The sequence below is a fragment of the Streptomyces acidicola genome (assembly GCF_009377235.1).
Lineage (GTDB): Bacteria > Actinomycetota > Actinomycetes > Streptomycetales > Streptomycetaceae > Streptomyces > Streptomyces acidicola.
This window is the reverse complement of the sequence record NZ_VMNX01000010.1, coordinates 18653-37296: the sequence shown is the minus strand read 5'-3', so window position 1 is coordinate 37296 and position 18644 is coordinate 18653. Positions and strand designations below refer to the sequence as shown.

Genomic DNA, 18644 nt, shown 5'->3' with positions numbered 1-18644 from the left:
GACCAGCACACTCCGGGAGCCGTGGACCCCGGCGCAGCCGCAGCGATACGCGAAGGCCCCGCCCGCGATCACGCGGAACAAACAGGGCGAACCGACAGCCCGGTCAGGCAATCACAGCCGCTGACGAAATGAGGCTGACGATCGGCTTGCCGTCGGCTTGGAATTCGATTGCCGACGACTCCCGTCTGCGCTGATATTGCGGGCGTGAGCAGAATTGCCCAGGTCATCGTATTGGCGCCGTACGCGGACGAGGTGATGGATCCCCTGACCCGGCCGGATCCCGCGCGCAGTTGGCAGGGTTGCTTCGAGTCGCTCGGCATGTTCGTGGGCGGGTGGCTCATCGAGTTCGATCGGATGCGCCCGCGGGAGGGGTTGATGCGGCACTTGGAGTCCCTGGCGTGGCCGGATCCGACGAGTGTGCAGGTGCTGATCCATGACGAGGATGACGACTGCTTCGGGCTGTGGATGATGCGGGCCGGCGCGTTGACCGAGGTGCAACTCCCCGGCCACAGGCGCCTGTACCCTCCGGCACCGGCGACGGATGAGTTCCCGCCCGACCCGGGTTGGCTGTGCCGGACCGAGACGGCCGCGCCTTCCGGCTATTCGACGGAACGCCGCGATCACCGCCCCGCCTGGTAGGGCTGCCGGTATGCGGCGGTCGGCAGGTCGCCCTGTCCTCCGAGCCGTGCGCGGCCGACCAAGTTGCGGGACTGCTCCGAGCCGCCCATTCTCGGTGTAACGCGCGTTCCTGCGGCGGGAGTTGGGAGTTCCATCCGGGTGATGCGCGCCGACCGCGGATTCCGGTGCCTGCCCGAGGCGGTCGACGGGACGCTGCAGTGGAGTGATGTCCTCCAGCGGGAGTTGATCGGATGTTCCGCTCACGAGGCGTCCGCCCTGGCAGATCCGACCTGACCGACGACCCGTTGGCGCCTCATCCAGACACATTGAAGGTCATCACCATCCGCCATACCAGTCGCGGACAAATCAACTGCGCTGTCCCCGACAAGCTCCAACTCCAGTGGCGCATACCCTTCTTCAGGAAGCCGGTGTCATTGACGATCAGGACAGTCTCGCGGTCTCCGAGGTGTTCCACCATGTAGTCACGTACGTCGTCCAGGACCTCCTCGGCGTCGCACCGGCTGAACGGGATGCGGTCGGCGATGGCCCGACGGGCCATCGCCTTGGTCATGGCCACCTTCGTGACGAACGTGACCAGGCATTGGGGGAGTCGTCGCAGGGTCATCAACGGGATTCTCTTCCGGCAGCGCACCGGACCACTCAAGTGCCTGCTCGGTGGATGGTCTTGTGACTTTCATTACATGATTCGGGCCTTTGGTTCGTGAGGATCATCGAGTGGCGACTCCTCCGCGACTTCAATGGCTTCTCTCTTTCAGTCACGTGACGGATACCCGTCGACGCTTGCCTTGCGCACTGTGGTGGTAGCCGGCTGCGACGATCCAGAAGCGGCCTATCACGAGCCTGGCCTCCTCCATCGCAGGCACTGCAGGACGTGATGAGTGATTCCATCGGAGTGCAGAAAATGGACAGCGAAAATCCTTCACGTTCCCTGACCCGGCGTGGCTTTGTCGGAGTCACGGCGGCCGTCGGCGCCGCCGGGCTGTTGGGCAGCCCGATGGTCCAGCCGGCCAACGCCTCCGCCGCGCCGTTCACGAAGCCCGAGGGCCGGACACGCGTCGAGACGATCCAGCTGGGCAGGGTCACCGTCACCCGTTTCGTGGAGTTCAGCGGTCCGGTGGGCCTCACGTCTCGCCAGTTCTTCCCGGAGAGCTCGCAGGAACTGTGGGAGCAGAACAAGGACTGGCTGAGCCCGGACTTCTGGCAGCCGAAAACCGACATGGTCCACTCCGCTCTTCAGACCTGGGTCCTGCGCAGTGAAGGCAGGACGATCCTGATCGACACCGGCGCAGGGAACGACAAGTTCCGTCCGTACGCCAAACAGTGGCAGTACATGGATACGGACTTCCTTCGCCGTCTGGCCCGCGCGGGAGTCCCGCCGCGAGACGTCGACGTCGTGGTCAACACCCACCTGCACAACGACCACGTCGGCTGGAACACCCGGCGTGAGGGCCGTGACTGGGTGCCCACCTTCCCCAACGCCACGTACCTGATTCCCAAGATCGAATTCGACTTCTGGAACACGCAGGGCCCGGTGCGGCCGAAGTACTGGCAGGGCAACCAGAACGTCTGGGAGGACAGCGTGCTCCCGGTCCACGAGGCGGGCCTGGTGAAGCTGTGGGACGGCTCGTACACCCTCGACTCCAGCCTGAAGCTGCACCTCGCCGCCGGGCACACTCCCGGCTCGTCCGTGATCCGGCTGGAGTCGGGACGTGACAGGGCGGTGTTCATCGGCGACCTGCTCCACACCCCGCTGCAGCTCGAACACCCCGAGTTCAACAGCTGCTTCGAGGAGGACGAGAGAATGGCGCTCGCGACCCGGCGCCGCGAACTGGAGTGGGCCGCAGACAACAAGGCCCTCGTCCTGCCCGCGCACCTTCCCGGCCACGGCGCCGCCGAGGTGGAGCGCAGCGGCAGCAACTTCAAGATCAAGGAGTGGGCGGGAATTCAGCCGCAGCTGACCCGGCCGGGAGGACGGCCCGGCCCCACGGGCATCCGCCCCACCGCCCCTCGGCGATGAGCGGATGAGGCCCGCTGTTGCTGGGCCCGAGCGGGATGCCGGCACCCGTCGCCGTCCCGGCGCCCCGCGACCAGCCGGGGCAGCCTGGGGCCGGCCCCGGCCGGGCGAAGGCGGCGCAACTGCGAGTGTCGGCGTCTGGAAGGCGTAACCGCGCGCGCCGTGGGTTGATGGATGCGGAGTCCGGAAGCCGAAGCGCGGAAAGGGTACGCACTCATGGCCAAGCAGAACGTGTCGGAGCAGTTCGTCGACATCCTCGCGCGGGCGGGGGTCAAACGTGTGTACGGCGTCGTCGGTGACAGCCTCAACCCGGTCGTCGACGCCATCCGCCGCAATGCGGCGATCGACTGGATCCAGGTCAGGCACGAGGAGACCGCCGCGTTCGCCGCCGGAGCAGAGGCCCAGGTCACCGGCTCGCTGGCGGCCTGCGCAGGATCCTGCGGGCCCGGCAACCTGCACCTCATCAACGGCCTCTACGACGCCCACCGCTCCATGGCACCCGTTCTCGCGCTCGCCTCGCACATTCCTTCGAGCGAGATCGGTCTCGGCTACTTCCAGGAGACCCATCCGGAGCTGCTCTTCCAGGAGTGCAGCCACTACAACGAGATGATCTCCAACCCGCGTCAGATGCCTCGGCTGCTCCAGACGGCCATTCAGCACGCGATCGGACAGGGCGGCGTCAGTGTCGTCTCGATGCCGGGTGACATCGCATCGCAGCCGGCCCCGGAGAAGTCGATCGAACACGCCCTGGTCACCTCGCGGCCGACGGTACGTCCGGGTGACGAGGAGATCGACAAGCTCTGCCGGATGGTCGACGAGGCGAAACGTGTGACTTTGTTCTGCGGCAGCGGCACGGCGGGGGCCCACGCCGAGGTGATGGAGTTCGCCGAGCGGGTGAAGTCCCCGGTCGGACACGCGCTGCGCGGCAAGGAATGGATCCAGTACGACAACCCGTACGACGTCGGCATGAGCGGACTGCTCGGCTACGGCGCCGCCTACGAGGCGACCCACGAGTGCGATCTCCTCATCCTGCTCGGCACCGACTTCCCGTACAACGCCTTCCTGCCCACCGATGTGAAGATCGTCCAGGTCGATGTGCGCCCCGAGCACCTCGGCCGCCGCTCCAAGCTCGATCTCGCGGTCTGGGGCGATGTGCGCGAGACGCTGCGCTGTCTGACCCCCCGGGTCAAGGCCAAGACCGACCGCAAGTTCCTCGACCGGATGCTGAAGAAGCATGCCGACGCGCTGGAAGGCGTGGTCAAGGCCTACACCCGCAATGTCGAGAAGCACATCCCGATCCACCCGGAGTACGTCGCCGCGGTGCTGGACGAGCTGGCGGACGACGACGCCGTCTTCACCGTCGACACCGGTATGTGCAATGTGTGGGCCGCCCGCTACCTCTCGCCCAACGGCAAACGCCGCGTCATCGGTTCGTTCAGCCATGGCTCGATGGCCAACGCGCTGCCGCAGGCCATCGGCGCCCAGTTCATCGACCGGAACCGGCAGGTCGTGTCGATGTCCGGCGACGGCGGATTCAGCATGCTGATGGGCGACTTCCTCACCCTGGTGCAGTACGACCTGCCGGTGAAGGTCGTACTGTTCAACAACTCCTCACTCGGCATGGTGGAGCTGGAGATGCTGGTCGCCGGCCTGCCGTCGTTCGGCACGACCAACAAGAACCCGGACTTCGCGGCGATCGCGCGGGCCGCCGGGGCTCACGGCGTACGGGTGGAGAAGCCCAAGCAGCTCGAAAGCGCCCTCAAGGACGCCTTCAAGCACAAGGGCCCGGCCCTCGTCGACGTCGTCACCGACCCCAACGCGCTCTCCATCCCGCCGAAGATCAGCGCGGAGATGGTGACCGGCTTCGCGCTCTCCGCCAGCAAGATCGTGCTGGACGGCGGAGTCGGCCGGATGGTCCAGATGGCCCGCTCCAACCTGCGGAACGTGCCCCGCCCCTGAACCGGTCCCGGGCAGGACGTCCGCTCATGCCGGGGTCAGTCGCACGGTCAGGATCTGGAACGGCCGCAGCGTCAGCACGAGACCGCGCCCGTCGGCCGCCACCTCGCGCAGCGGCAGCTCCAGCAGGTCGGTGAGCTGCGCCCGTACGACGGGGAAGCCGACCCGGAGCGTCGCCTCGGCCCGGCCGCCCGCCGACTGGAGCCCTCATATGCGCAGCCATGTGCCGGGCCTCACTCGGGCGGCTTGTCGAGCTGTGCAACCGTGATGCTCAGGGTGGGGTGAGCACCTGCACGCTTTCAGCTCTGGACGCCGGTACCTGACAGGGTGCCTTCGAGTACGTCGCGGAATTGTGAGAGGGCGGTGGCTTCGTTGATCTCTAGGAACAGCGTTTGGCGACCGGTTCCGGAGGCAGTTGGTAATCAGCCGGCTCACGGATCTCGATGAGAAACGACGGCACTGTCGTGTCCACGAACGTGGGACGGCCAGCCTCTCGTCAGAGTGGCTGGCCGTCGAAGGGGTCGCCGGAGCCGGGCTTGAACGTCGTGCCGAGGTCGTACTGCGCGATCCCGAAAGGTTGAAAATCGGCATCGGCAAGGACGCGGTAGAGGAACTCAGAGGCGGACATGTCGTACCGGTCCCATGCGCCGCCGTCATGGGACCGTGCGAGGAGGGGGTAATCGCCCGGCCGCTCGGCATCGATCAGCCAGCAGTACTCGTCGGCCCACTCGGTGGAGCCCCACTCAACCAGCCCCTTGCCGCCCGGCGCGTAGATCGCATAGGGATCGACGGCGGAGACGTCTCCGAGCTTGCTGTCCTGGTCGACCGACAGGGAGACCCGCCACTGTGTCAGGAAGTCGAATGAGACGCCCTCGTCGCGCCCCAGAAAGTAGACGGAATCGCTGAAGACGCCACCGCCGAACGCCTCGTAGAGCTCCTTGTAGTCCGCCGGCAGCGGAACCCCCAGCTCTCCCTCGATCGCTGCCCAGTCGACGGAGATCCTGAGTGGCTCCCACGTGGTCAGTTCGAGCACTCGCTGAACCCACATACAACAATCTTTTAGCACCGGTCCGGGGCGGGTTCCGTGGGGCCGGCCCCGGTGTCGGGTGGGTTTGTGTCAGACAGGGATGTGGACAGTAGCGTCCGTGCCGATGCGGTCTGCCACCATCCGGTGGAAATGGGCGCACTGGGTGAAGTCCTCGTGGTCGCAGCCGAGGGCGCATTCGATGAGTTCGAGGGATGTCTGCGCGGCCGCGATGCGGGAGCGAAGGGCCTGGGCCTCTTCGCGCAGGATGTCCCTGCGCGTGGCGGGATCGGTGGTCGCGGCCAGGGAACGAACGGTGTCGAGGGAGAGTCCTGCCTCCTTGGCGCGCAGGATGACGGCGACGCGTGTGAGGTCGGCGTTCCCATAGCGGCGGCGGCCTGCGGCGTCGCGGGCGGGCGTGAGCAGCCCCATCGCTTCCCAGTGACGCAGGACGTGCGTGGCCAGACCGAAACGTTCGGCGAGGGCGCCGATGGTCATCGACCGGCGCTCCTCGTCAACGGGCATCCTGTGCTCGCTTGACTTCATGCTGACATTAAGTCGCAGCCTGGTCCTCATGACCAAGAAAACGGATCAGACACCGCAGCCGACGGACGACCTCATCGCGCTGCTCGACGCCGCCGACCGGCTGCCGGGTGCCAATGAACTGCGCTCGCTGTCCTACGACCTGCTCGGCGCCGAATCCGGGAAGTCCGTAGTGGATGTGGGCTGCGGCGCTGGACGGGCCGTGGCGGAACTGGCCAACCGGGGCATGAAGGCTGTCGGTGTAGACCCGAGCGAGCGGATGATCGCGGTCGCCCGCACTCGATGGCCCGAGTCGGACTTCCGCAACGCGGGGGCGTACGAACTGCCGTTGACCGACTCCTCGATGGACGGCTACCGGGCCGACAAGGTGTTCCATGAACTGGGCGAGCCGGAGCGGGCACTGGCAGAAGCGCGCAGGGTTCTTGCGCCCGGTGGACGGGTCGTTCTGGTGGGCCAGGACTGGGACACGTTCGTCATCGACTCCGACGATGCGGCCCTCACTCGCAGGATCGTCCACGCTCGCGCGGACCTGACCGCTGGCCCGCGCGCCGCCCGCCGGTACCGAAACCTGCTCCTGGACGCGGGCTTTGGCGAGGTGACGGTCGATGTGCATACCGGTGTGTTCACCGGACCGGTGATGTTGCCATTGCTCACCGGGCTGGCCGAAGGAGCCTGCTCCACCGGCGCCATCACACCTGAGCAAACGGAAAGCTGGATTGCTGAGCAACATGCGCGGGCAGAGGCCGACCGGCTCTTCCTGGCACTGCCGATGTTCGTGGCCACAGCGATGGCGCTGCGGTAGTGCGGCGATCACCTGATCAAGCTAGAGCCCGAGTCCCCTGCACCCAGGTCGCGCATCAGCAGACGTCCAGGGGGTCGCCTGCGCCAGCTCAGCGAGACCTTGCGACCGACTGCCTTCTTCGCCAGCCGACAAGCCGGACGGTTGCCCCCACCCCATAGAAGTCCGGCAGGCGGGCCTCTGGGTTCTGGCAGAGGTGGGCCACCAGGCGATGGAGTGCCGCGACGACCTGCTGCGGACGACGGCCCGCCCCAGACGGAGCCGAGCAGGTCCTGCGCCGCTTCACCCGCGGCGGCCCCAAGCACCCGCCTACCAGGTCTCGCCGCGAGGCGGCCTCATGCAAGCCTGAACGGGCCCGAGCTCAGGTCGCGTTCGACCGTGCCACTCGCGTCGTCGCCGATATTGACGCTGCCCGCCACCCTGACGAGGAGCCGCGATCATGATGCACAACCCCCAAGCGGAACCCGCGGCCAGGATTCGGAACGTGACGCGGCAACTCCTCGCTGGTCCGGTTCTCGATGGGCTGAAATGCGGCGTCAAGAGCTTGTGCACCCTCGCAGGAGTACCGCGGGCGGCGCTCTACCGCACCTACCCACATCTCAAGGCCGAGTTCGACCGTCAGCGCCAAGCCGCCCAGGAAGCTGGACAGCAGCCCGCCCCATGTCCGTTCGGATACTCGGTCACAGGCGGCAGTCCTCGTCGGCGACGGACGCGAGACCGGCAAGGACGGCGCCGTTGAAGGCGAGCAATAAGGACGCCTTGCCGCCCGTGCGTTCGATCTCGCCGGCGACCGTGGCGCAGGCAGTGTCCAGGTTCTTGTCGATCACGGAGGGCGGCGCCGTGAAAGTCGTCATGGGCGAGTTCTCCTTCGGGAATCTCGTTGGTCAAGCGGCCAGGCGGTGTACGGCCGGGCACCGGGGCCATGACCGTGTCAGGGCTGGGCTCGAGCCCATTTCGCAGGCGTCGCATCGGCCCTGGGTGGGGGGTGCTACTGGCGCAGCACACTTGTTTCATGCATCCGGTATTCCTGCTGGACTCGGTGCATGCGCAGGCAAGCGAGGCGAGTGAGCGTTGGTTTGAGCGGCGTCCACAGGTTGCAGCCGACACGAGATGTGCACGAGCTGCGGCAGTACCGAACCTGCTTCACGGGTCCGTGTCAGCGGTGGCAGGCAGACTGTGCTGCATGGCTTCGGTAACCGCACATGACTACGCCTGGATACGTTCGTCATCGTGGTTCCGCTGCGCGCTCGATACCGGATACACCCTGACCCTCGTGCGGGGGGTCACGCCGGGGGACGTGCAGCGGGTGATGGCGGCAGAGCCGCAGGGCACGTGTACAGGGGTGGACGCGTTGATCGAGCGGCAGGACGAACTACTCGATGCGACGGACTACTGGGAAGAGTCCTTCATCTCCGGTGCGTTCACCGTGCTGGGCGCCGACGAAGACTGGACACTGGTCCTGCACTTCGACGGCGGCGTAGGGATGCAGCCACGCTTTCTGGAGGCCTTGTCGGCAGGCGGGCGCGCAGTGATGCACTGCAGCAACGGAGGCAAACCGATCCACCTCTTCTATTGGTACGAGGACGGAGAGCTCCGGACCACCTTCGAGGGGGCCACGGCAAGAAACGGCAGTACCCCCGACGCCCTGAACACGGTGATGCGTGAGGTCGGTTTCGCCCTCTCAGAGGAAGAGGCCGCATCTGAGACGCACGTCGACTCCAAGGCGGCGGTCTTCGCCCTTGCTGAGCGGCTGACCGGTGTGCGGGTGACGGAGGAACTCGTTCGGAATGCCGAGTACCAGCTCGGGCATGTGCCGGAAGCGCCCGCCGAGGAGTGGACCGGCATCGTCATCGACGTCACCGACGCTCACGGGGAACGCTTGCACAGGGAATTCACCCGTGAGGAAGTCGATGCTGCTGTGGAGCGCGCCCGCGCCAAAGCCAATGCTCCGATTGTCATCCTCGGGCCCTCGTCCCCCGCTCCCTGAATCTCCGGGGACCACCCGTTGCCAGGGATTGGGGAGTTTCGTTGTCGTTGCGCCGGTAGGCGATGTGGTCAGTTATGTTGCGCTTGACCACGTTCGTCCAGTCCGTCGCGTTGCCGATGCTGGTCCCGGTGAGGTCGGTGAGAATTGAGGCAGGATCGTCGGCCGCCACCGCAGGACGGGCAGTGTTGCGGCCGGCAAGGCCACCCAGAGGGCGGGTTCAACTGACCACTGGGGTGCGGTTGTTGCCGCACCCAGGCCCCGGCATGATGGGTGCCGCATGCCGTGAATCGCCGCTGACCATCGCCTCTCCGTGATGGGCCCAGCCGGGAGCTGTGTCGCGATATGGCGTTAGTCTGCTACTTGCGCGGCTGCCTGCGTCGCGCGAAGACGTTCGACAGGACCAGGACGGAAGCATGTCGGGAGAGATTTCGCCCACCGAGAAGCGCCCCGGCCCCGGCTCGTCGCCCGAGCTGCGAGCCTCTCATGCGGACCGCGACCGGGTGGTGGATGTGCTGCGTATCGCGGCGGGGGACGGTCTGCTGACCGCGGACGAGTTGGACGAGCGTCTGGAAACTGCCCTGTCGGCGCGGACTCTGAGCGAACTGGCCGTGCTCACCGCCGACCTGCCGGCCATCTCGACCGCCGCGGACGGTACTGCGGCAGCGGCCATAGAGCCCAAGGACGTCGTCCGGATCGAGCAGGTGTTCAGCGGCGCGGTCGAGCGGACGGGCCGCTGGGTGCTGCCGCAGCGGCTGGAGCTCGCGGTGACCTGGTGTGACGTGACGCTCGACTTCACCGAGGCGGTGATCACACAGAACACCCTGCGGATCGATGTGGCCATGGCGGGGAAGAGCCTGACGCTGGTCACGAGGCCGGGCGTCGAGGTCGATGTTGACGGCCTGACCCTGGTCCACTGCAAGCTCAGACACCGCCGTATGCGGACGCCCCCGGACACGCCGGTCACGCTGCGTGTGGAACTGGTCGGCCAAAAGGCCCACGGCAAGGTGGTGGTGCGACCCGCGCGTCGAACGTTCTGGCAGTGGCTGTTGCGCAGGCCCACGCGCTTTTCTGCAGGTGATTGACTCCATCGTTGTGAACTGTCGGCGCCGGGGCGGTCGCTGAGGTCTCACGGGCCGGACGATGCTCGGGTATCGCGGGTGCGGCCGCTGCCGAAGTGAGCCTGGTCAGCTCGACTGCTTGGTCCGGTTGGCTTTGCTGCGGGCGAGCCTGTAGGACTCGGTTCCAGTCTCGATGAGGGTGGCGTTGAAGGTGAGTCGATCCACGATCGCCGCGCACGGCCGAGGGTCAGTAAGTTGGTTATGTGCGTGACTGTGGCAGCCGTTTCGAAGTGACTGGGGGAGTCGCCATCTGGCCGAGTTTTCGATGTCAGTTTGTTGTGACGTCGCTTGAGGGCTCGCGGCGGGACTGTGAGGCGTGCTTCTCCCGCTGGGGCCTCATGGGTAAATCGCAGTGGACCATCATCTTGCTGACGGCCGGGGCGAGGTTGTCGTAGCGGACCTGCCCGGCCGGCACCCCGCCCAGCACAGACAGGGCGTGCACGTCATCGCAGGTAGTCGCGGTTCTTGCGGAACATACACCCTGTCTGTGCGCACTCGCCGCGACCGGGTGCGGGACCCGCCCGGCCGTTGGAGACGGATCGTCAAATGCTCTGCACGGGGCGTCAAAGACATTCGCAGGCCGGTCGCACACAGGCGCATGGACACGGCCAAGTCGGGCCGTAAGTCGACCGTGTCCGGGAGGCTTCTCCCGGTTGTACGACTTGGATGAAAGGTACGGGGACATGTCCAGGATCATGCGCAGATGCGCCACGGTCACAGACGGAGTCGTGCTGGCCTCTGGCACGCTGGCCGGCACCGCGACTGCCTCTCCGACGTCGACTTCGGTGCGCTCGTCAGCCTCCGAGTAAGACGTTGTGATACAAGCGCCCACGTCGCAGTCGGAAACCAAACCGGCCAGTTACCACATCGGCCCGATCGGATATCCCAGGGGAGACTGGTACTCCACCAACGCCAACTGCGGGTCCATCGCCATCAATCCCACAACGGGACGGAACGTCAAGCTCTGCTACAACCACCGCAACGGCAGCGGCGTCTGGTGCCCGGACAACTGGACGTCGGCGTATGCAGGGCAGTGGACCGCTCTGGCGACCGAAGCCCTGGTGGCCACGAGGTACAGGTTCTGATTCGAGACCTTGAACTCCGTCTCTTTCCAGTGCCGTTCCTGAGGTGGCCCCACGTCGGACCGGCGGCCGACGTCCCGGCCGGTGAGCCGGCCCCGATCGAGGCGGCCCGCCTTCAGCGCCGCCGACAAGCCGAGGCGACCCACGCCCAGGCTCTGCGGCATGCCCGGGCCGAACGCGCTCAGCGCCCATGCCGGGGCGAGTCACTCGATAGGACACTGGCGTCGGCCGAGTGGCCCCATTGCAGGGGGCGTTCGCCCTGTGCGCGCTCACCGCGACGCTGACTCGGCTGCCGCCCGACAGCACGGCCGACATCGCTGAGGAGCCGGCACCGCCCGCGGGCCGGAGTTGGGCCTGGCGGAGGCCGGGGAGGAACGAGGGGTGTCCCTCCGTATCGGCGGCTACGCGGCGCCGTATCTCGCCCCGCCACGAACACCCAGGCCGGGGCGCACCGCTTCTCGGGGACCGGCCCCGAAGCCATGTCTGGTGTCACAAGCCGTGCCCGGTGTCACACCGCCCCGGTCCGGCGGGAATCGGGGGAACGGCGGCGGGCCGCGGCATGGCCTGCGCCGCGGCCGGTCGCGTGGGCCGTGATCAGTCCGTCGTGCACCCGGACCGCGATCTCGGTGAGGTCGAGGCCGTCGGCCGAGGTGTGGCCGAGTGCTGCCGGGACCGTGCCGGTGTCGTCGAACACGACGCGTGTCCGCGGCAGCCGGTCGGCCGTGAACACCCGGCGCAGGCAGCCGATGAGATCGACGATCCGGAGCCGGGCCAGGCGGCCGATCTCTGCGGGGTCGCTCGTCACGACGACGATCGTCACCTCGTCGTCCGGCCGCGCCGAGCGCATCGCGTCCTCGGCCGCGGACAGGCGTCCCACACCCAGCACGGCGACCACCCCGTCGTCGCCGAAGTCGACCGGTCGGCCGGTGATCTCGTCGCGCAGACCGCCGGGCGGCACCCACGGGTCCTCGGTCGAGCGCGCCGGAGCGACGTAGGGCAGGTGCGGTGGTTCCGTGTCGTCTCCGAGGGCGATGTCGGCCAGATGCTCGGCGGCGCGGGTCAGGTCGAAGGGGTCGCCGACGCCGGGGGCGTTCTCCGCGAGGCCGGCCGCACCGTGGAGCAGGGTCAGGGCCAGCCCGGCCGGCCGCACGGTCCCGGCGCGCAGGGCGGAACGCGGCTCAAGTGCCAGCGCGAGCAACAGCGCTTCGAACCGGACGAGTTCGGCCAGCGCGGCCCGCGCCGGCTCGGTGTTGAGTACTCCGGACAGTGAGCGCAGCTGGAGATGACCGCTTCCCGGTGTGTCGCCGAGGAAGGGCAGTCGTTCGAGCCAGACCCGGGCGAAGGAGCCGAGCGCCTGTCCGACAGAGTCGGGGGATTCCGCCGGTGGTTCGGCGGCGTCCCGGGCCCGTTCGGCGGCGTCGACCAGCACCGCGAGGTAGAGCGCGCGCTTGCCGGTGAAGTTGGAGTAGACCGCGCCCCTGGTCAGTTCGGCCCGCTCGGCGATCCGGTCGATCTTCGCCTCGACGTAGCCGTACTCGGCGAACTCCTGCCGCGCCGCGACCAGCACCGCCGCACGGGTCCGCTCCTGCTGCTGTGCGCGGGTCAGTCTCGCCATCGTGCCCCTTCCGCTCCTGGTGTGTCATGATACAACCAGCATCCAGATGATGACGGCATCCAGATGTTGTGATCCTGTGCGCGACCTTCTGCCCACTGGCGGTCCGCGCGTACGGCCGCCAGGAATGACGATGCCGGTCCGTGTCGAGGCAGGCTGCGTACAAGGCCAGGGCAGGTCGCGCACAAGAGATTCGCGCCGCGAGCCATCGACGACCGACGGACTTCCCGCACATCGCACCCCACCCCCGGAGGACCACCCATGACCTGGCCTGAAGCTGGCGCGACGGACACCGGCCTGCTGGTACTGCACGCTCTGCGCTGTGCCGGCACTGTCAGCCTCGCCCGGCTCCACGCGATCACGGGTCTCGACGAATCCGATGTCGAGTCCGAGCTCATCGATCTCGGGGCCGACGGTCTGGTCACGCGCCTGTCCGGCGGCATACCGGGTTGGAGCCTCACGGAGGCCGGCCGTGCCGCGGACTCCGAGCGGATCACCCACGAGCTCGAGTCGGCCCATGCACGAGCGCGCGTGACGGCGGCGTTCGAGCGGTTCCTCGTCCTCAACCCCGAGCTGCTCGACCTCTGCACGGCATGGCAACTCCGGGCTGTCGACGGCGTCATGAGCGCCAACGACCACAGCGATCCCGCCTACGACTCCCGGGTCCTCGCCCGGTTCGCCGATCTCGACCGACGCGCCGCCGTGGTCTGTGCCGAGTTGTCCGCGGCGCTGCCTCGGTTCGGCCGTTACCGAGTCCGCCTCACCGGAGCTCTCGATCGCGCCGCCTCCGGCGAGTTGGAGTACGTGGCCGACAACACTGGGTCGTACCACGTCGTGTGGGCGGAGCTCCACGAAGACCTGCTCGCCACACTCGGGTTGCAGCGATGAGGAGGTGGATTCGCACGATCTCCGCCCAGGCCGAGGAGACGGCGGAGACACTGGGCGGCAAGGCACTCGGCCTTGTCCTACTGCACCGTCTCGGCCTGCCGGTGCCGACCGGGTTCATCATCACCACAGAGGCATGCCGTGCCTTCCTCCGGGACGGGCGCCTTCCCGAGGGGCTCGACGACGAGCTCGCGACGGCCATGGCCGACCTCGAACGCTCCACCCGGCGTGCCTTCGGGGGACCGCACAACCCGCTGGCGGTGTCTGTTCGCTCCGGGGCCAGTGTGTCCATGCCCGGCATGATGAACACGATCCTCAACCTCGGTCTCACGACCGAAGCCACCGTGGGCCTGGCCGCAGAGACGGGCGACCGGCCGTTCGCGCTGAACTCGCGGCTGCGTTTTCTGACGAGCTTCGCCTCCGCGATCACGAACGCGGACATGGACGGCACGGGAACCGTCCACGCAGGACATCCCGGGCGAGAAACCGAGGACGAGGAAACGCGCCTGACCGAGTCGATCGAGGCAGTCGAGAACCTCGTTCGAGAACGAAGCGGTCAGCCGATCCCGGACGACGTCACCCGCCAGCTCGAGCAGGCGATCGAGGCTGTCTTCTCGTCGTGGGACGCACCACGCGCGCGAACCTATCGCGAGTTGAACGACATCCCGCACGACCTGGGTACAGCCGTGATCGTCCAGAGGATGGTGTTCGGCAACCGCGACGGCCACAGCGGCACCGGAGTCGCGTTCAGCCGCGACCCCAACACCGGTGAGAACATCCCGTTCGGCGAAGTCCTGTTCGGGCGCCAAGGAGAGGAAGTCGTCTCCGGGAAATCGATGACCCGGCCACTGCGCGAACTCGCCGAGCGGGAGCCGGACGTGTGGACGGGGCTGCTCGACGCCTTGCGCCGGATCGAGGGGCACTACCGTGACGCCTGCTACGTCGAGTTCACGTTCCAGTCCGGCGAGCTGTGGATCCTGCAGGTCCGGCCCGGCCGGTTCGTGGGGGGTGCCGCGGTCCGTGTGGTCACCGAACTCGTCGACCAGCGGATCATCGGACGGGACGAAGCACTGCTCAGGGTCTCGCCGCTCCATCTCCGGCACGTCCGCACACCGCGCATCGCGTCCGCCGAGGAGGCCGACGTCCTCGCCCGGGGAATCGGTGCCTGCCCCGGTGTCGCCGTCGGCAGGATCGCGACCACGGCGGACGGCGCGGTACGCATGGCCCGGGCCGATCCGGTCATCCTGGTACGCCCGGAGACCTCCCCGAACGACGTGCACGGTCTTGCCGCCGCCGCCGGAATCGTCACAGCGCGCGGCGGGCCGGCCAGCCATGCCGCGGTCGTCGCGCGGGCGATGGGAAAGCCCGCGGTCGTGGGCGTCGCCGGCCTCACCATCGACCGCGACGACGGCTCCGTGACGGCCGGCGTCCGTACCATCCCGGAGGGCACGCTCATCACCATCGACGGAACCAGCGGCGAAGTCGCCCTCGGCCGTCCCCGCGTCGTCACCGACGCGGCCGACGAACACGTCCACCGACTGCTCGCATGGGCCGACGACGTCTCGGGCGACCACTCCGCCCGCGAGGAAGCCCAGCGCCTCGACGCGGCCCAAGCGGCACTGCGCAACCGCTGATCCCACACTCCCCGACCAATTCGCTGGCCCGACTGATTCAGCCGATTCGACCGTTCGACTGTTCGACGACGAGCCCATCCTGACAGGAGATCCACCATGGCAACTCGGCATGTGTACCTGGTACGACACGGAGCGGCCGACCCCTTCGGCGCGCTGACCGACGTCGGGGCGAGGCAGTCGGAGCTGGTCGGGAAGCGTCTGGCCGGCCTTCCGATCGCAGCGGTCTGGCACTCGCCCCTGCCCAGGGCGGTGCACTCCGCGCAGATCATGGGCGTCTGTCTGCCGGACGCTGTCGTGCGGGAAGCGCCGGAGCTGATCGATCACATCCCGCATGTACCGGGCGACGTGCCGCCGACATGGGCGGCGTTCTTTGACGGCTACGGAGCCGAGGAAGCCGAGGACGCGCGCCGCCGTGCCGACGCCCTGACCGGCAGGTTCGCGCGCCCCGCCGAAACCGAGACACATGAAATCCTGGTCACCCACGCCTACCAGGTGGCCTGGCTGGTCCGACACGCCCTCGAGGCGCCACCGGTGCGATGGCTCGGCCTGAACTGCGGGAACGCGGCGCTGACGGTGATCGAGTACCGCGACGGCATGGCGCCGACGATGCTGCTGTACAACGACATGGGCCACCTGCCGGTCGAACTGCGCTGGACGGGGTTCGGGGCCGGCACCCGCCCCTGAGCGAAGGGACCGGTCATGGCGGGTGCCTCTATGTCCTTCGTCAAGGCTGAGTGGTCATGTGGTGGCTGCTTCGGGGCTGCGTGGTTCGTAGAAGGTGCCGTCGCGGAGCATCGCGAAGAGCATGCTGATGCGGTGGCGGGCGAGGCGGAGGAGGGCCTGGGTGTGGGTCTTCCTCCGATCCCGGCATTTGTCGTAGTGGGTGCGGGAGGCGGGAGAGTGCAGGGTGGCGAACGCGGAGCCGCTGCATCGGGCCCTTCATCAGCCGCCACAAGCGGGTACTCGGCCCGCTGGACCGGTGCTTGATCCTGCTCGTCGTCTACACGGCGTTCAGTCGGGGGATGACGGAAGGAATCTGGCACCAGATCACCCCGCTGCGGCTGCACGCCTTGCTGAGCCCGGCCGCCGCGCTGCTGGGTCTGGCTCTCGCCGCGACCTCGTATACCGCGCGGCGCCTCAGCTCCCCGAGCAGCCGGATTCGGTTCCCGAACCGGCCGTGGGCTCGGAACACGGCGATACAGCCGGCTGGCGTACAGGAAGCTGGCAACTGCCGGGTCGTCACGGTGCTGACGGCTGTGGAGTGCCAGCGTCTTGACGCTGTGCCGGACGGCGTAAACGAGGTGCTTCCGAGATGACGCGCCGTTGCGGATCGATGTAGGTGACCGTCGTGTCTTTGACGGCGGCGTGCAGGCGGTGATCACCGGGGCGACGGTTGGCCATCGGTGGGCCGAGTGTCCCGTCGGCGTCGACGGAACGCCGCCGATGCTCGACTTCGAAGCCAAGTACGAAGCCCTTTCCCTCCTGCTGAACCTGGACGTCGAGGACCAAGCCCATTCCTCATGAGCTTGTGCTCTCCTGTGAACCAGCGCCGTGGATGGGGCCTGGGTGCTGTCGAGGTGCTGCCTTCTGTTCGTGTCCTGTTGTCGGTGCAGGCCGATAGCCTGGTCTGGTATCGCGGAGGGGACGTTATGGGGAAGTGTCAGCGGCGACGAAACCGTCAGCAGAACAACGGCCTCGGGGAACAACGGAACAGCCATTAGCGCTAAGCGATGATCTTGGTCCCGTGCCGACCGGGCGTCGGTGCAGGTGAGACCCGAGGAAACCTGATGCGGGAAGAGGCATGCCAGGCATGTGTGCGCTTCGATGCACAGCGCACTGTGGCTGAAGCCCAAGCAGGCAGTCCGTGGGTGTGTGTTCGTCGGGCCGAGAACCGGCTTGGCTGGATAGGCTGAACGCGGGAACCGTTGGCCAGCACCGCGTCATTGCTGCCCCGGTCGGCGTTCTCCGGGCATGGAGCTTGGAACGGAGCCTCCAGAGCCTCTACGGGGAGGAATGGTGATCGTCATGGCACGGGTCTGCCCGACGCTGCTGTACCGGGACGCGCAAACGGCCATCACGCAGCTCACAGAAGCCTTCGGCTTCGCCAAAGGTGCGGTGTACGAGGGTGAGGACGGAATGGTACTGCACGCCGAACTCACCTACGGGGACGGTGTGGTGATGCTCGGCTCGAAGGGCCGTGGCGGCGTGTTCGACGCAGCGATGGGGGACGGACCGGCCGGCGTGTACGTGACCGTTGAAGACCCCGACGCGCATGTCGAGCGGGCCCGACAGGCCGGGGTGGAAATCCTCCGGGAGCCGACCGACCAGGACTACGGCTCGCGGGACTACATGGCCCGTGACGCCGAGGGCAATGTGTGGACCTTCGGCACGTACGCCCCCGGCCGTTAACCAGCCTGGGGGATCGCCGGGATAAGCCCACAAGGGGCCATGTGGCTCACGTGTCCGTCCTCCCGTTGCGTGCCTGCCCAGTGAGGCGTGCCATCAGTTCGGGGGCGGTGCCGCTGCCGGGTCCGGTGATCCGGGCGTGGGCCGACCGCGCCACGCGGAGGCCAAGGCCCTGCGCCCGGTGTGCTCGAAGAGCGCGGCACGGTCCAACGTGAAGCCAACCACTGGCCGCCGCATTCGGCGCGGTGACGGTCATGGCCGCTGTGGTCGGTGTGGTCCTTGCCAGGTGAGCCGATGTGCCCCGGACCCGACCGCAGGACCGACCAGCGCAGGCCACAGCCGTGCACGGCGCGAAGCCGGATGTGCCGCGCACCAGACACCGACGCCACCGATGTTATCTACCGCCACTCAGGCGCGTTCTCGTGTTGCCAACTCCTATGCTGGCCAGAACAGTTGAGGCAGATGGACATGTGTGGTACCTCAAGGGGGAGGGGACGGGGATGCGAGTCACGCTGGTCGTTGACGCGGGGAACGGGGACGTGGCCGAAGCCGCGGACGATCTGTACCAGTGGCTGCGCCAGGACCTTGATCTGCGCGCGTTTGTCCGCCGGGAGGCTCCCGCCGCGCCGCCGGACGGAGCCATGGGCGCGCTGGGGGAGCTGATTGCGCTGCTGCTGGCTCCCGGCGGTCCGACGGCGGCACTGGGGGCAGCCGTCGTGGTGTGGCTGCAGAACCGCCGGGGCAACCAGACCGTCACCATCACCCTCCCGGACGGTACGCAGACCGTGGTCTCCTCGGAGAAGGTGCGCGGTCTGACCGCCGAGGGCACCAGTGAGCTGGCCGAGCGGGTCGCCGCTGTGCTTGGGCAGGAACGAAATTCACCGGGGACGCGGGATACGGCGGAGGATGACGGCCGAGTCGGTCCGTCGCGAGAGGCGGGCTGAC

General features: G+C 67.7%; 18 protein-coding genes and 4 pseudogenes. 13 read left to right on the top strand and 9 right to left on the bottom strand.

All coding sequences use genetic code 11. From position 1 onward, the window contains the following. The first annotated feature begins 168 nt into the window (after window positions 1-168). A complete protein-coding gene (locus FPZ41_RS05890; RefSeq protein WP_228022498.1) occupies window positions 169-639 on the top strand; it encodes a hypothetical protein in 471 nt (156 codons plus the stop codon). Window positions 640-931: 292 nt separating this feature from the next. On the opposite strand, the gene FPZ41_RS05885 is transcribed toward FPZ41_RS05890, so the two are convergent. Further along, window positions 932-1243, bottom strand: coding sequence for a hypothetical protein (locus tag FPZ41_RS05885; RefSeq protein ID WP_152859804.1), 312 nt, complete (start codon window positions 1241-1243; stop codon window positions 932-934). A 270-nt stretch (window positions 1244-1513) separates the two neighbouring features. Here FPZ41_RS05885 and FPZ41_RS05880 point away from each other — a divergent pair, with 270 nt between their 5' ends. Both FPZ41_RS05880 and FPZ41_RS05875 read left to right on the top strand, forming a co-directional pair. Then, window positions 1514-2656, top strand: a complete 1143-nt coding sequence (locus FPZ41_RS05880) for an MBL fold metallo-hydrolase (RefSeq protein ID WP_228022496.1) — start codon at window positions 1514-1516, stop codon at window positions 2654-2656. Between the two features lie 213 nt (window positions 2657-2869). Continuing rightward, a complete protein-coding gene (locus FPZ41_RS05875) occupies window positions 2870-4612 on the top strand; it encodes a pyruvate dehydrogenase (protein ID WP_152859802.1) in 1743 nt (580 codons plus the stop codon). Between the two features lie 24 nt (window positions 4613-4636). Here FPZ41_RS05875 and FPZ41_RS47955 read toward each other — a convergent pair. The 3 genes and pseudogenes from FPZ41_RS47955 to FPZ41_RS05865 form a co-directional block, all read right to left on the bottom strand. Further along, a pseudogene (locus FPZ41_RS47955) lies at window positions 4637-4792 on the bottom strand (glycosyl hydrolase-related protein); the annotation flags it as partial. Window positions 4793-5105: 313 nt separating this feature from the next. Then, entirely contained in the window at window positions 5106-5642 is a 537-nt protein-coding gene (locus FPZ41_RS47950) for an SMI1/KNR4 family protein (protein ID WP_322619863.1), read from the bottom strand. Window positions 5643-5726: 84 nt separating this feature from the next. Then, the gene (locus FPZ41_RS05865; RefSeq protein WP_152859797.1) at window positions 5727-6131 is read right to left on the bottom strand and encodes a MerR family transcriptional regulator; all 405 of its coding nucleotides are present in this window, start codon (window positions 6129-6131) and stop codon (window positions 5727-5729) included. Between the two features lie 76 nt (window positions 6132-6207). Between FPZ41_RS05865 and FPZ41_RS05860 the strand changes: the two genes are divergently transcribed. Then, window positions 6208-6978, top strand: a complete 771-nt coding sequence (locus FPZ41_RS05860; protein WP_152859796.1) for a methyltransferase domain-containing protein — start codon at window positions 6208-6210, stop codon at window positions 6976-6978. Between the two features lie 677 nt (window positions 6979-7655). Here FPZ41_RS05860 and FPZ41_RS05850 read toward each other — a convergent pair. Beyond that, window positions 7656-7829: a hypothetical protein gene (locus FPZ41_RS05850; RefSeq protein ID WP_228022494.1), complete on the bottom strand. Its 174-nt coding sequence runs from the start codon at window positions 7827-7829 to the stop codon at window positions 7656-7658. A 329-nt stretch (window positions 7830-8158) separates the two neighbouring features. On the opposite strand from FPZ41_RS05850, the gene FPZ41_RS05845 reads away from it, so the two are divergent. Next, window positions 8159-8962, top strand: a complete 804-nt coding sequence (locus FPZ41_RS05845; protein ID WP_152859795.1) for a DUF6461 domain-containing protein — start codon at window positions 8159-8161, stop codon at window positions 8960-8962. A gap of 413 nt (window positions 8963-9375) precedes the next feature. Then, window positions 9376-10044: a DUF1707 SHOCT-like domain-containing protein gene (locus tag FPZ41_RS05840; RefSeq protein WP_152859794.1), complete on the top strand. Its 669-nt coding sequence runs from the start codon at window positions 9376-9378 to the stop codon at window positions 10042-10044. A 102-nt stretch (window positions 10045-10146) separates the two neighbouring features. Here the strand turns inward: FPZ41_RS05840 and FPZ41_RS47945 are convergent. From FPZ41_RS47945 to FPZ41_RS05825, 3 genes and pseudogenes are all read right to left on the bottom strand, one after another. Continuing rightward, window positions 10147-10272, bottom strand: a pseudogene (locus tag FPZ41_RS47945) (IS21-like element helper ATPase IstB); the annotation flags it as partial. A gap of 775 nt (window positions 10273-11047) precedes the next feature. Beyond that, the gene (locus tag FPZ41_RS46870) at window positions 11048-11326 is read right to left on the bottom strand and encodes a hypothetical protein (protein WP_194235999.1); all 279 of its coding nucleotides are present in this window, start codon (window positions 11324-11326) and stop codon (window positions 11048-11050) included. Between the two features lie 344 nt (window positions 11327-11670). Then, complete coding sequence (locus FPZ41_RS05825; RefSeq protein WP_152859793.1) at window positions 11671-12777, bottom strand: TetR/AcrR family transcriptional regulator; 1107 nt, start codon at window positions 12775-12777, stop codon at window positions 11671-11673. A 258-nt stretch (window positions 12778-13035) separates the two neighbouring features. On the opposite strand from FPZ41_RS05825, the gene FPZ41_RS05820 reads away from it, so the two are divergent. The 3 genes from FPZ41_RS05820 (at window position 13036) to FPZ41_RS05810 (ending at window position 15977) form a co-directional block, all read left to right on the top strand. After that, on the top strand, window positions 13036-13662 hold the full coding sequence (locus tag FPZ41_RS05820; protein WP_152859792.1) for a transcriptional regulator: 627 nt from the start codon (window positions 13036-13038) through the stop codon (window positions 13660-13662). Then, window positions 13659-15293: a pyruvate, phosphate dikinase gene (locus FPZ41_RS05815; protein WP_152859791.1), complete on the top strand. Its 1635-nt coding sequence runs from the start codon at window positions 13659-13661 to the stop codon at window positions 15291-15293. The genes FPZ41_RS05820 and FPZ41_RS05815 overlap by 4 nt, the downstream gene beginning before the upstream one ends. 96 nt (window positions 15294-15389) lie before the next feature. Further along, on the top strand, window positions 15390-15977 hold the full coding sequence (locus FPZ41_RS05810) for a histidine phosphatase family protein (protein ID WP_152859790.1): 588 nt from the start codon (window positions 15390-15392) through the stop codon (window positions 15975-15977). A 54-nt stretch (window positions 15978-16031) separates the two neighbouring features. Here the strand turns inward: FPZ41_RS05810 and FPZ41_RS05805 are convergent. Further along, a pseudogene (locus FPZ41_RS05805) lies at window positions 16032-16214 on the bottom strand (IS110 family transposase); the annotation flags it as partial. A gap of 2 nt (window positions 16215-16216) precedes the next feature. Between FPZ41_RS05805 and FPZ41_RS47940 the strand changes: the two are divergent. The 4 genes and pseudogenes from FPZ41_RS47940 to FPZ41_RS47935 all read left to right on the top strand — a co-directional run. Further along, a pseudogene (locus tag FPZ41_RS47940) lies at window positions 16217-16432 on the top strand (bile acid:sodium symporter); the annotation flags it as partial. A gap of 226 nt (window positions 16433-16658) precedes the next feature. Continuing rightward, complete coding sequence (locus tag FPZ41_RS46865) at window positions 16659-16817, top strand: hypothetical protein (protein WP_194235998.1); 159 nt, start codon at window positions 16659-16661, stop codon at window positions 16815-16817. 501 nt (window positions 16818-17318) lie between these two features. Continuing rightward, window positions 17319-17702: a VOC family protein gene (locus tag FPZ41_RS05795; RefSeq protein ID WP_228022490.1), complete on the top strand. Its 384-nt coding sequence runs from the start codon at window positions 17319-17321 to the stop codon at window positions 17700-17702. Window positions 17703-18199: 497 nt separating this feature from the next. Continuing rightward, window positions 18200-18643, top strand: coding sequence for an effector-associated constant component EACC1 (locus tag FPZ41_RS47935; RefSeq protein WP_228022489.1), 444 nt, complete (start codon window positions 18200-18202; stop codon window positions 18641-18643). The last annotated feature ends 1 nt before the right edge of the window (window position 18644 follow it).